The organism is Aquimarina agarivorans (assembly GCF_000218485.1).
Taxonomy (GTDB): Bacteria; Bacteroidota; Bacteroidia; order Flavobacteriales; family Flavobacteriaceae; genus Aquimarina; species Aquimarina agarivorans.
This window is the reverse complement of record NZ_AFPB01000180.1, coordinates 1-13322: the sequence shown is the minus strand read 5'-3', so window position 1 is coordinate 13322 and position 13322 is coordinate 1. Positions and strand designations below refer to the sequence as shown.

The 13322-nt window shown below is 33.6% G+C and carries 14 protein-coding genes; 6 read left to right on the top strand and 8 right to left on the bottom strand.

Annotated features, from left to right (window positions below):
- Window positions 1-419: 419 nt before the first annotated feature.
- The 4 genes from GMC_RS0117520 to GMC_RS0117500 all read right to left on the bottom strand — a co-directional run bounded on the left by GMC_RS0117520 (window position 420) and on the right by GMC_RS0117500 (window position 3954).
- Window positions 420-1436, bottom strand: a complete 1017-nt coding sequence (locus GMC_RS0117520; RefSeq protein WP_010523364.1) for a 3-oxoacyl-ACP synthase III family protein — start codon at window positions 1434-1436, stop codon at window positions 420-422.
- A 141-nt stretch (window positions 1437-1577) separates the two neighbouring features.
- Entirely contained in the window at window positions 1578-2042 is a 465-nt protein-coding gene (locus GMC_RS0117515) for a hypothetical protein (protein ID WP_238528036.1), read from the bottom strand.
- Window positions 2043-2429: 387 nt separating this feature from the next.
- A complete protein-coding gene (locus GMC_RS0117505; RefSeq protein ID WP_094766319.1) occupies window positions 2430-3242 on the bottom strand; it encodes a TlpA family protein disulfide reductase in 813 nt (270 codons plus the stop codon).
- A 196-nt stretch (window positions 3243-3438) separates the two neighbouring features.
- A complete protein-coding gene (locus GMC_RS0117500; protein WP_010523361.1) occupies window positions 3439-3954 on the bottom strand; it encodes a hypothetical protein in 516 nt (171 codons plus the stop codon).
- Between the two features lie 168 nt (window positions 3955-4122).
- On the opposite strand from GMC_RS0117500, the gene rpmH reads away from it, so the two are divergent.
- From rpmH to GMC_RS0117475, 5 genes are all read left to right on the top strand, one after another.
- Window positions 4123-4284, top strand: a complete 162-nt coding sequence (gene rpmH, locus GMC_RS0117495) for a 50S ribosomal protein L34 (RefSeq protein ID WP_010181082.1) — start codon at window positions 4123-4125, stop codon at window positions 4282-4284.
- A gap of 99 nt (window positions 4285-4383) precedes the next feature.
- Window positions 4384-7236: a carbamoyl-phosphate synthase large subunit gene (gene carB / locus GMC_RS0117490; RefSeq protein ID WP_010523360.1), complete on the top strand. Its 2853-nt coding sequence runs from the start codon at window positions 4384-4386 to the stop codon at window positions 7234-7236.
- 134 nt (window positions 7237-7370) lie between these two features.
- Window positions 7371-7670: an ankyrin repeat domain-containing protein gene (locus GMC_RS20255; protein ID WP_010523359.1), complete on the top strand. Its 300-nt coding sequence runs from the start codon at window positions 7371-7373 to the stop codon at window positions 7668-7670.
- A gap of 282 nt (window positions 7671-7952) precedes the next feature.
- Window positions 7953-9092 (top strand): eCIS core domain-containing protein, encoded by a 1140-nt coding sequence (locus GMC_RS0117480; RefSeq protein ID WP_010523358.1) that lies wholly within the window; start codon window positions 7953-7955, stop codon window positions 9090-9092.
- A 1-nt stretch (window position 9093) separates the two neighbouring features.
- Window positions 9094-9672, top strand: coding sequence for a DUF6714 family protein (locus tag GMC_RS0117475; RefSeq protein WP_010523357.1), 579 nt, complete (start codon window positions 9094-9096; stop codon window positions 9670-9672).
- A gap of 34 nt (window positions 9673-9706) precedes the next feature.
- On the opposite strand, the gene GMC_RS0117470 is transcribed toward GMC_RS0117475, so the two are convergent.
- The 4 genes from GMC_RS0117470 to GMC_RS0117455 all read right to left on the bottom strand — a co-directional run bounded on the left by GMC_RS0117470 (window position 9707) and on the right by GMC_RS0117455 (window position 12033).
- The gene (locus tag GMC_RS0117470) at window positions 9707-10333 is read right to left on the bottom strand and encodes an RICIN domain-containing protein (RefSeq protein WP_010523356.1); all 627 of its coding nucleotides are present in this window, start codon (window positions 10331-10333) and stop codon (window positions 9707-9709) included.
- 255 nt (window positions 10334-10588) lie between these two features.
- Window positions 10589-10921 carry a hypothetical protein gene (locus tag GMC_RS0117465; protein ID WP_029489891.1) on the bottom strand — a complete coding sequence of 111 codons (333 nt, stop codon included), beginning with the start codon at window positions 10919-10921 and terminating at the stop codon, window positions 10589-10591.
- Window positions 10921-11316 carry a hypothetical protein gene (locus tag GMC_RS0117460; protein WP_029489890.1) on the bottom strand — a complete coding sequence of 132 codons (396 nt, stop codon included), beginning with the start codon at window positions 11314-11316 and terminating at the stop codon, window positions 10921-10923. The genes GMC_RS0117465 and GMC_RS0117460 overlap by 1 nt, the downstream gene beginning before the upstream one ends.
- A gap of 9 nt (window positions 11317-11325) precedes the next feature.
- Window positions 11326-12033: a hypothetical protein gene (locus GMC_RS0117455; protein WP_029489888.1), complete on the bottom strand. Its 708-nt coding sequence runs from the start codon at window positions 12031-12033 to the stop codon at window positions 11326-11328.
- 204 nt (window positions 12034-12237) lie between these two features.
- Here GMC_RS0117455 and GMC_RS0117445 point away from each other — a divergent pair, with 204 nt between their 5' ends.
- Complete coding sequence (locus tag GMC_RS0117445) at window positions 12238-13299, top strand: IS630 family transposase (RefSeq protein WP_010523355.1); 1062 nt, start codon at window positions 12238-12240, stop codon at window positions 13297-13299.
- Window positions 13300-13322: the final 23 nt, after the last annotated feature.

The window sequence follows — 13322 nt, the reverse complement described above, 5'->3', positions numbered from 1 at the left end:
TAGGTAATGATACTAGTTTCCAAAGTATGGAATAAATCTAATTGAAAAATTAAATGAAAAGCGTGTTATTCAATTTTTACTGTTTCCAACATTGAATTTTCTATTTAAAATGCACGTTTGAAAAACTCTTTTTAGAATAGCTAAACCGTTAATTTACAGCAAAAAGAAGAATTTTCCTACTAATAAACACGACATAAAAATGTTAAAAAAGCATTTTATCTGTAATTATTTTGAACCTTCTACGTCTATTTATATAGATATTAGAATAGTTAGTTGGTTAGTTAATTTTTACCCTTTTGTTTTTCATTGATTTAAATGATTGATTAGTAGTTAGTGTTAGTATGATAATTCCAGAAGGGTAAAATAAAGCCGCAGAGAGTAGTTAACTCTGCGGCTTTTACTTTTTACAGATTTAGAAACTACCATTTAATAACTGCACTTGCCCAAGTAAAACCACTTCCAAACGCAGCAAGCACTACAGTATCTCCTTCTTTTATTTTACCTGCCTCCCAAGCTTCGGTTAAAGCAATTGGAATTGATGCTGCAGTAGTATTTCCATATTTTTGAATGTTATTAAATACTTGATCATTTGATAATCCAAACTTTTTTTGCACAAATTGTGAGATTCGTAAATTAGCTTGATGAGGAATTAACATATCAATATCGGTTGGCATTAATTTATTTTTCTCCAAACCTTCCATAATTACTTCCGAAAAACGAACCACTGCATTTTTAAACACAAATTGTCCGTTCATATAAGGGTAATAGGTAATATCCTCGTCTGTTGCCGTGGTACTTTCTTCAATAATTTGAGGCACCCAATATTCAGTACTTGGTCCAATCATCGCCAATTCTTTGGCATGTTGTCCTTCGCTATGCATATGAGTTGATAGTATTCCTTTGGTATCGTCATTACTTCTGCTTAATACCGCAGCACCAGCCCCATCACCAAAAATAACCGAAACCGATCTTCCTCTAGTGGTCATATCTAACCCCCCGCTATGGTTTTCACTACCAATAACCAACACATGCTTATACATTCCTGTTTTAATGTACTGATCCGCTATAGACAAAGCATACACAAAACCACTACATTGGTTACGAACATCTAAGGCCGGTACGGTTGGCAACCCCAGCAAATCCTGAACCTGAACACCACAACCCGGGAAATAATAATCAGGACTTAGCGTAGCAAAAACAATTAGCTCTATAGCATCTTTATCTATTTTAGCTCTTTCAATGGCTATTTTTGCCGCTTTTACCCCCATGGAAGCTGTAGAATTTCCATCTCCCTTTTTTATATGACGTCGTTCTTTTATTCCCGTACGTTCCTGAATCCACTCATCATTTGTATCCATTACTTTTGAAAGATCATCATTAGTAACAACATTTTCAGGAACATACATTCCTAAGCCAGTAATTTTAGAGCTATACATATTATCAATAAATTTTCTATATAAATAAAATAAAGCTCACAAGTTACCTATTTAAGTACATAATGAAAAGTAATGTGTTTACTTAATATATGCAAGCATAATAATCCATTGATTTACAGTAAAAATCTTAATGAGCAATTATCATTTTTTAGTATAGTCACATCCTATAAAATCAAATTCTTTCCACTTGACTTGTACGGTACCTTCTCGGCTTTCTCCGGAAAGATCAGTACATTCTTTGTTTGATCGCATTACTTCAATTCTATTTTTATTAATATCTATTCCCTTAAAAATCACTTTATCAATACTAGCATCAATTGAATTTTGTATTTGCTGTAACGTGCCTGTAATCTCTCCTTCATCAGTAGCAATTGTAGTCAATTTGAACGAATACCCCTCTCCTTCATCTTTAGTAATAAATAAATTCCATGCAGGCTCACTACCTCCTGCAACTAATTTAGAAAAATTATTATTCGCTTTTTTAGCAATTACTACTTCAGAATCATTTCTTTTTTCAATTTGTTCTACTTTTTTTATTTCATCCACCTTCTTTTTACAAGAAAACATCAAAAAATAGAACACGAATACAATTATATACTTTGTCATTATCAAAAAATTACTTTTTAAAATATTTAAACCTAATAAATATAGATGGAATTAATCTAAAAACGAGTAAAAAATTTTAATAATTACCCGGTGCGCATTTGGAGCAAAATTCTGTTAATAGTAGTGATTTTTGGAATAAAATGGAGAAAAATCATATCGAAAATAAGAATTTCGACTTAGAAATAGTTCTCGATACACTTTTTCGTGTCTCAAAAGCACTCGAACTGACATTTTCAAAATTTAAGTTTCTAGATACACAACGAGTAATTAATTCATAAAATGTAATCTGAAAAGAATGTGATATTTTTTTTAACCCAATAATTAATACAAAAAACATTTTATTGAGCATTTGGTACAAAGAAATGCAAAATGTAGATTATGAACAATCTACATTTTAGATATCATAGAACTGATATCCTCCACCATATCATCAAAATATTCAGTGTAGGATTTTACAAAATGATCTTTGGAATCTTTGGAATTAAACTCACCAAATCGCGTCCTTTCATCATACTGAAATGCGGTAAATTCAGGTGCAATTCCTTTTTTTACGTTAAGAATGGTGCGTTTTCGATCCATCAAAAATACCGATGGCAAACCTAACGAATGCTTCACCCTACGCACAATATCTGAACTAAAATTATCTTGTTCATCAACATATACCACAGACACATTGGAATCGTAATACTGTACTTTATCTAATACCTTTTCTTTAGGCTCCCAATACAATACCACAAAATCAATTAAATCACCAAATTCATTAGCAATATCATTAAATGCTGCAGCTTCAGATTCATTTGGCTCACACCAAGTAGCAATAGTTTTTAAATAAATAGGCTTTTCAAAAGATTCAAAATAAACCGGATCGCCAGATTTTGCTTTATTTACAATAAAGTTATCAAATTGAGTCCCCTTCAAACAATTTTGCACCAGAGAGTCATATAAAAAACGGGCTCTTTCCAAATCTTTTCGCTCATAAGCTACTTGACTATTTACCTTATATAAATTAATATTGCGATCAATAGCGTCTGAAAAAAAATTATAATCAGCCAAGGATCCAATTAAAGAAGTCTCTTTTTTATTGGCCAAATCTTTATCATACCGATCAACAGGGTCGTAATCTTCTACTTGATTATCATCTTGTGCGTATAAAAACACAAATGAAAATAGAGAAACGATAAGTAAACATTTTATCTTCATAACTAATTTTAGGGCAATTAAAATAAGATATCCTTAATAATAACCTATTTTAGATAACATTTAGTATAAAAAACACACTATTTGTAATAAAATAACCGTCTTAAAACATTAAATATTACAAATTAAACCTTCTAAACTAGTAACAAATTTAAAAAAAATACGCACTTAACCTCGATAAAAGATAATTTTTAAAGGATTAAATACGCTTCAACTGTTGCTTCATCATATCCATTTGCTCCTTAAGCATGCCATGCTTGTCCAATTTTTTTGCTTCGGTTAGTAAACCCTGTGCTTCTCTCTTACGGCGTTTTTGCATGGCAATACCCGCTAAATTCAATTTAGCAACTGCCAAATCCTGATCCATTGATAAGCCTAACTTAATGGCATTTTTAAAAAAACGCTCAGCTTTTGTTAAATTAGTTTGCGAAACAATAATACCCCGTAAATAACTGTAATATCCTTGTTGCTTTCGAGTAAGTGCGGTTTCAGGCGACTTAATTTTGTCTAGTAACTTTCCTGTACCTACCAAATCTTGTTTTCTTAATTTTAAAAAGGACAATAAAATTATTTCGTTTTTAAAATAAAGGAATACAAACATTCCTGCTAAAAGTAATAGTAAAATCCCATTACCTATATAATTATCAATAAACAACCAAATTGCAGCTAATACAGACAATACCGCCAATACTAATTTTATATTTTTATTAAACATGTATTTTTTTAATTTTAAACCGCAAAGGTACTAAAAACAATTGAAAATATTTTAAGGTAAGGCATTGCATAACAAAAAACTCTTTGTATATTTGCACGCAGTTTTGGGGTGAGCTATATCATCTTGAAATATTGATACAGATACTTAAGATTTTTTAAAGATAACAAAATGAGTAAGAGAACATTTCAACCATCTAAAAGAAAGAGAAAAAATAAGCACGGATTCAGAGAGCGTATGGCTTCTGTTAATGGTAGAAAAGTCCTTGCTAGAAGAAGAGCAAAAGGCAGAAAGAAAATTTCTGTTTCTTCAGAAATCAGACACAAACATTAATTTGATTAGTGTTTCAAATACAGGGTGTTGCTTTATTAAAAGTAACGCCTTTTTTTATACCTTATAGCATACAATTTTTAATTTCAATACTATTTCCAAATGCCGAAGAATAGCAATCTTAAATGTGTACTTTTAATAGGTTCAGGTCCTATAATTATTGGTCAAGCTTGTGAATTTGACTACTCTGGATCACAGTCCCTAAGATCGTTACGAGAAGATGGAATCAAAACCGTTCTTATTAATTCGAATCCTGCAACAATTATGACTGATCCCTCAATGGCGGATCACGTGTATTTAAAACCATTAAATACCAAGTCTATTATTGAAATTTTAAAGAATCATCCTGAAATTGATGCCGTACTACCAACCATGGGGGGGCAAACTGCATTAAACTTATGTATTGAAGCCGACGAGAAAGGGATTTGGAAAGATTTTAATGTTGAAATGATTGGAGTTGATATTGATGCAATTAATATCACTGAAGACCGAGAATTATTCAGGGAATTAATGGGCAAAATTGGGGTTGGAATGGCGCCTCAAGCAACCGCTAATTCTTTTTTAAAAGGTAAAGAAATTGCGCAAAAGTTTGGCTTTCCTTTATGTATCCGTTCTTCATTTACGTTAGGAGGAGCTGGTGCTGCCATTGTACATAAGGAAGAAGATTATGATGAATTACTAACACGTGGTTTGGAAGTTTCTCCAATTCACGAAGTAATGATTGATAAAGCCTTACTAGGCTGGAAAGAATATGAATTAGAATTATTACGCGATAAAAATGATAACGTAGTTATTATTTGTACTATTGAAAATATGGACCCTATGGGGATTCATACCGGTGACTCAATTACGGTAGCTCCTGCCATGACACTTTCTGACAAAACCTTCCAACGCATGCGTGATATGGCTATCCATATGATGCGCAGTATTGGCGATTTTGAAGGAGGTTGCAATGTGCAATTTGCCGTAAGCCCAGATGAAAATGAAGAAATTATTGCTATTGAAATCAATCCGCGTGTATCTCGTTCATCAGCTTTAGCTAGTAAAGCCACAGGATATCCTATTGCTAAAGTAGCTACTAAATTGGCTATCGGTTACACCCTAGATGAATTGAGTAATCAAATTACAGGATCTACCTCGGCGTTATTTGAGCCTACGTTGGATTACGTAATCGTAAAAATACCTCGTTGGAATTTTGATAAATTTGAAGGCTCTGATCGTACTTTAGGACTACAAATGAAAGCCGTTGGTGAAGTTATGGGAATAGGTCGTTCTTTTCAAGAAGCGCTACACAAAGCTACGCAATCCTTAGAAATTAAGCGTAACGGTTTAGGTGCTGACGGAAAAGGGTATACCAATTATGACACCATTATTGAAAAATTGACCCACGCAAGTTGGGATCGTGTTTTTGTAATTTACGATGCTATTCAAGCAGGTATTCCGTTGAGTCGAATTTTCGAAATCACTAAAATTGATATGTGGTTCCTTAAACAATATGAGGAGCTATACAGTTTAGAAAAAGAAATCAGCACGCATACTATTGAATCACTTCCTAAAGATTTATTACTGGAAGCTAAACAAAAAGGATTTGCCGACAGACAAATTGCACACATGCTTAAGTGCTATGAAAGTGAAGTGTACAAAAAGCGTGAAGAATTACATATTAACAGGGTATATAAATTAGTAGATACTTGTGCTGCTGAGTTTAAAGCACAAACTCCTTATTATTACTCTACTTTTGAAAGCGAAATTGAAAAAGCCGACGGAACAATTACCGTTCAAAATGAAAGTATTGTTACCGATAAGAAAAAAGTAATTGTTTTAGGATCTGGCCCTAACCGAATTGGTCAAGGAATTGAATTTGATTACTGTTGCGTACATGGTGTGCTTGCTGCCGCAGAATGTGGTTATGAAACCATTATGATCAACTGTAACCCTGAAACAGTATCTACCGACTTTGACATTGCCGACAAATTGTACTTTGAACCTGTTTTTTGGGAACATATTTACGACATTATTCGTCACGAAAAACCCGAAGGTGTTATAGTACAGCTAGGAGGACAAACCGCACTTAAACTTGCTGAAAAATTAGAGCGCTATGGCGTTAAAGTTTTAGGTACTAGTTTTGACGCTTTGGATTTGGCTGAAGACCGCGGAAGCTTTTCTACCTTATTAAAAGAAAACAATATTCCTTACCCTGAGTTTGGTGTAGCTGAAAACGCTGATGAAGCTTTAGCTATTGCTGATCAATTGGACTTTCCCATATTAGTACGCCCATCATACGTATTAGGAGGACAAGGAATGAAAATTGTAATCAACAAAAAAGAGCTTGAAGCCCATGTTGTTGACTTACTACAAAAAATACCTAATAATAAGTTATTATTAGATCATTACCTTGATGGTGCAATTGAAGCTGAAGCTGATGCTATTTGCGATGGCGAAAATGTATATATTATAGGTATCATGGAGCATATTGAACCCTGTGGTGTACACTCAGGAGATTCAAACTCAACATTGCCGCCATTTAACTTAGGTGAATTTGTAATGCAGCAGATCAAAGATTATACTAAAACCATTGCTTTAGCCCTTAAAACTGTTGGTTTAATCAACATCCAATTTGCTATAAAGGATGATAAAGTATATATCATTGAAGCTAATCCACGTGCATCACGTACCGTACCATTTATTGCCAAAGCGTATGGTGAGCCTTACGTAAACTATGCTACAAGAGTAATGCTAGGGCATAATAAAGTGACCGACTTTGATTTTAATCCGCAATTAGAAGGTTACGCTATAAAACAACCTGTATTTTCTTTTAATAAATTCCCTAACGTTAATAAAAAGCTAGGGCCAGAAATGAAAAGTACGGGAGAAAGTATTTTGTTTATTGATAGCTTAAAGGATGATGCTTTTTACGAATTATACTCACGAAGAAAAATGTATTTGAGTAAGTAAACTTACGTCACAAGTAAATATTCCAAAGGTCGTTTATTAAATATAAACGGCCTTTTTTATTACTCTAATCACTAAAAATCAACATCATACAACTATATTAGCCCATATTGTAAGAAATACAAACAAAAACTACTATGTCAGGAGGGAATTGGAAAGCAATGTTTAAAGCCATTCAAGAAAATGATTTAGAGCTAGTAAAGTTTTATCTTAAATCACATATTGATCCAAATTACCAACACCCAGAATTTATGGCGTTGCCTTTAGCGGAAAGTATTCGTTATTCTAATTTAAAAATTACCAAATTATTGCTTTTAAATGGAGCTAATCCTTTAATTAAAGAAATTGAAAGCAACCTCACCCCCCTAGAACTTGCAAAAGAAATGAAAAATCAAAAGGCTATTGATTTATTAACTTTATTTAACCAAAGCATTTAAAAATTTGTAATACTAAACCTTAGAAATCACTTTTCTATTCAAATAATACCACCCCAATTTGAACCCACGCTGGGCACACCTTTAACAAAATTAAATGTTAAAAATTTATAAAAACACTAAACTGGTTACAATACATTTCTTTACTTAACTATATAACTTATTGATTTTTATACATTTGTAATTAAAATTGGATATCCTTAATTTTTTTGTGAAAATTAAATACTTATTCTATTTTTTTATGGGTAATGCTAACTAAAAAAGAACACATGAAAGCTTCTTTTATTGAAAACAATAGCACTTCAAATTATCATTACTCAAACCCATTTTCGGATAGAAACAAAAAAAAGCTTTTTTTCTACTACTCAAAAAACTGGAACACTTTTTTTTAACTCAAACATCATTCAAACAAAACCAATTGTTGGGATGCAGAATAACAGCTATGAGCAGGAAGCTGATTTGATGTATGATAAAACTACTCAAACAATAAAAAAATCAAATAATTTATCACAAATACAACCAAAATATAGTCAATGTGATCATGAGGAAAAGCTACAAAAAAAAGATATTGAACAAATAAATTACCTTCAAACGCCTGTACTTGAAAATAACACCCATTCCTTTGTTCAAACAAAATCTTTTGAAAATCAATTAAATAACTCAAAAGGCAAAGGAGCTCATTTAAGCAAAAATATAAGATCCGAAATGGAACCTGCGTTTGACTCTGAATTTGATACTGTAAAAATTCACACTAACGAAACTGCTATCCAAATGAATCGCAACATTGGAGCAAGGGCTTTTACATATGGTAATGACATTTTTTTTAATAAAGGAGCGTACAACCCTACTTCCCCAAAAGGGAAAAGACTTTTAGCGCACGAATTGACTCACGTTATACAACAAAAGGCAACAAATGTCCAAAAAGCTATGAACTTATCAGCTACTTCTCCCCGCATTCAACGAGATCTTGAACCACCTGGAAATTGTATTCAAGGAATTCATGATGGATTTCAAAGCACGGTAAAAGCATGGTGCGACCATCCTTCGGGACGCGCTTGTGTTGCAGGTGATTCATGTCACAGGTTACAGCAAAAAATTCGCCGAAATCAAATGTGTGCTCAAACCCGCCGACATATAAATAACCAATGCTATGATGGAGGTGATTTGGGTCATCGTATTGCTGAACGAGATGCCCGTCGTGCACAAGGAACCTGTATGGCATTATTCCGCAGACGATGTCGAAATCAACCTCCTCGTGTACCCATACCCGTACCAGATCCTATTCAGTTTCCACAAGTAGATAAAGATTTTATGGAACGTATGGCTGAAATTACTGGCTTAACAGGTACGGCATTAATTTTATACTTAATTATTTCTGAGGGAAGTCGACTTTTCCCTCCCAGAAACTTAGTCCCAATCCCTTAAAATGAAAACAACTCCTGAACTATTAATTCAAAGCATTGCACACGCATTTCAACATAGAAAATTACCAAAAAGTAAGTCCCTATTTATGTCAAATTCTTCAGAAATTGACACTCAAAAAATGGAACAAATAGCTTTTGAAACCGAATGGATTAATTTCCCTAATGACATCTTGCTAAAAAATTCCGAAGCATTAAACTTTATGAATCCCGAAGCTTTTGCCTGGCTACTGCCCGCTTATTTAATATTATCAATTACCTTATATTCCGAAACAGACACCCTTACTGGTACCATTATAAATTGTTTGACACTTCCTGATGACGCAGACGCTAATGAATTTGAATCCCTCACTAAAGAAATGTACGCGCAGGACCCCGAATTTGAGGAAACAAATTTTACTGGATCTCTAGAGGCAGATAAAGAACTACTTGATTTTTTTTACAACCGAGTAACACTATTTAATAAAGACGAAGAAATAGCAATTAGAAATTATCTAATTTACATTAACGAAATGTACGGTAAAGATTTCCCCGTTTATGGACCAAAGAATGCATTGGATCGTTATTGGCTAAAGGCTTATTAGATAATTTAAACGTTTAATTTAACGAAAAAAAGCACTATTTTTCTATAATAAATTTCGTTGTTCTTATGGCACCTGAATCAAACTTTAATGACAATAAATACAATCCATTCGCTAAATCATAAGTGTCTATTGCTACATCTTCCAATAAGTTCGTATTTGATTTGCTTTTAAAACTTATCTTTTTAATTTCCTTACCTGACAGCTCGTAAATTACAATCTCTTTGATTTTTGAACTTGATGCATTTGTATCATTAGTTACATACAATTTATCTGTTGCAGGAACAGGATACACTACTAAATCTCCTGTATCTACTACAAAACCTTTGTTTCCAGTGGCATTTATATCTACTAGTTTCCACATGGTGCAATTACCTGTATAATTTTGAGATACCTGAGTAATTGCTACAGTATCTCCAACTTCATTTGAGCATCCTTTTGATCGCAACCAACCTTGAGTTTGCCTGTTTTCAATTCTGAAATATCCATTCCCAACATCTACAAACTTCCACTGCTCACACCACCCAAAGTCCGTTGATCCTACTTGTACAATTTCAATCGTATCATTAGCTAAAGCACTACAATCTTTAGGTCTATAACGCCTATTGGTTGCTCGATTTTGAATAAAGAAATAACCATCATCCGTGGGTATAAACTCAAACATAGTACAATTCCCCGTGTTACTCGTCGCAGTTTGCACTAATGGGACTGTAGCTGTATTGTCCGAAGAACACCCCTTGGTACGTACCCATTGCCTAGTTGCACGATTTTCTAATCTCCAAAAGTTGTTGAAAATTGTTTCATTGTTATTTTCCCACCAAAGGGCTCCAAAATTTTCAATTTGTGAAAAATTTCTAGGCGTTACCCATGTAGCATAAATAGACCCTTTGATATTTGAAGCATTTGTTGAAGCTATTTTCTAACTATTATAATTTGTGGTTACATCTTCGTAATAAAAAGCGCCTAATATCTGATCAAAACCTAAATCTGAAAAAAACTTTAGACTTCTTGTTCCATTATCTATAATTTTTTGACCTTCCCACCAGGTGGCAAGTGTTACCTTTTTAGGGTCCACTCCTAACCATGATTTATCCAAAGTGTTATTAATTTGATAGTAATTCAGTATGGCATTATGGAAAGGATCAATCATATTGGACCAAAAATACTGTTTGGCATTCGGTGCTACTTCGGACAAATCTTTAAAAGCCCTTTCAATACTATTTGCTAAAGCTTCTCCTGAGGTGCTGAACACTACCACCCACCCATTCTAATTTCAGAGTAATTCAGTAAAAATCCATCAGGTTTAAAATCTGTGTATAGTTTCTCATGAATTTTTCGCATCCTTCTGTAAACGGCAGGATTATTCCACGATGCCGAAATTTGACCATCCGCCGTTGGCAGTGCGTGATACCCGCTTAATCGAAGCACATCTCCTTCTTTAACTTTAGCAGTATTCCTTACATTTATTACTGGCGCTAAATGCTGTGTATCATACGAACCAGGGAAACTCGAATTTCCTAATTTTGGATCTATAATAGGGTCAATATCTGAACCTATAGTAATATTTACACCACTGCTATTTGTTGCCGTTTCCGTTAAATCTGGCCTGTTTAACCAATTTAAAGTAGGTGTATCTAATATTTCCACATCATCCCATCATATTGTTCCATTTTGACCACCAAACACAGCTAGCGCTAAATTTACACTTGTTGCATTTAAACTATTGAACGCAATGCGTACTTCAGTCCAATCTAATGATAAGCTATTAGGTCGATTAAAATATCTACGCCCATCGCCATCAGGCTTTGGAGTGGACAACCGTAAATTAGTTAAATTCCTATCTTTATTATTATCCCTAATGAGCGCTAACACATTTGCAGCTGTTAAATTTTCGGTTTTTATCCAACATTTTAAAGTGTATTGATGAAATGGCTTTACATCAAAAGCTGTCAAAATTCTTGAATTTTGATCGCCTTTAGCTTCCGCTCTAAAGGAAGCATTTCCACTTCTTTTAATTTGATTATCAATAAAAGTTAGGTCACCTGGAGTATCCTGAAACCCCCAATTGGCAGGGACATTATCTGAAAAATTCTCAAATCCACCATTTATAAAATTTGATGAAGTTATAGCCTGTAATTTATTATTTACCACTTTTACCTCCTGATTCCTGATGGGGTACCCCGTAGTCAAATGCACATCCGAACTAAGTAACGATCCGGCAAAGCCTATTGAAATAGAAATAAAATGCAATTTTAATCCACGAGACTTAATCCCTGAAACCAATTCATTAATACGCTTATCCCATCTAGTAGACACCGTACCATTTAATCCATAAATGTTCAATTTAGTGTCCGAAAATAACATTGTATCGGCACCCGAAGCTTTCGCCCTGTCAACCTATATAAATAAATCAGCAGGATCCGTAATTGTTAAATTACCCGAAATGTGCAGCATGTTGTCATCCTTCCCAATTCGATTGGTTTGAATTGCTTGAGCATTTATCAATGTAGCGCTTGAATTTATTAGAACGGATTGAATATTAACATAGCGGTAATATAGTTAGATTAAATGCGATATTATTCGTATCTTTTCCTTATGAAGGATATGGATTTTAGATCAGTAGATTCTGCAAGCAGAAAGGAAATACGCAAACGAGCGATCAAGCAAATTAATTCAGGTGTTCAAAAGAAAAAAGTAGCTATGATGTACGGAGTTAACCCAAACACAATTACTAATTGGGTTAAAAAACATAAAAAAGAAGGGATTAAAGGGTTGACAGATAATAAGCGCGGTGTTAGCTCTGAGGATAAAAAATTACTTAGTAGCACTCAAGAGTTAGAGATCCAACGCATGATTACAGATGTTATGCCAGATCAACTAAAATTGGATTTTGCTTTATGGACACGCAAAGCTGTAAAGGAATTAGTGGAACGTGAATTTGGTGTAAAATTAGCGATAAATACAATGGGGGATTATCTACGCTCTTGGGGATTTAGTCCTCAAAAACCCAAGAAACAAGCTTACGAACAATGTTCTAAAAAAGTGCAATTATGGTTAGATGAACAATATCCAGCCATTAAGAAACGCGCTAAAGAGGAAAATGCAGAAATACAATGGGGTGATGAAACAGGAGTAAGAAACGCTAATCAACATGGTCGTTCTTATGCTCCCAAAGGAAAAACGCCTGTAAAGAAAAGTATGTCTAAACGTTTTTCTGTAAACATGATTTCTACAGTAACTAATCAAGGAAGTGTTCAATTTATGATTTACTCAGGAACTATGAATGCTGATAGATTCATTGAATTTCTAGAACAGCTTATCAAAGATAAAACACAAAAAATATTTTTAATCCTAGATAATTTAAGAGTTCATCACAGTAAAATAGTAAAGAAATGGATTGAAGAAAAACTGGAACATATTGAGTTATTCTTCTTGCCTTCTTATTCTCCAGAGAAAAACCCTGATGAGTATCTAAACTGTGATTTAAAATATGCTTTATCTGAAAAACCTGCTCCTAAAAACGAAAAACAGCTTGAAGAAAATGTCAAGAATCATATGAAAATGCTAACTGAAAATAGCCAAAGAGTAGCTAAATATTTTAACCATAAGGATATAAAATACGCAGCATAAAATCTCTATTTATTGCCGTCGGG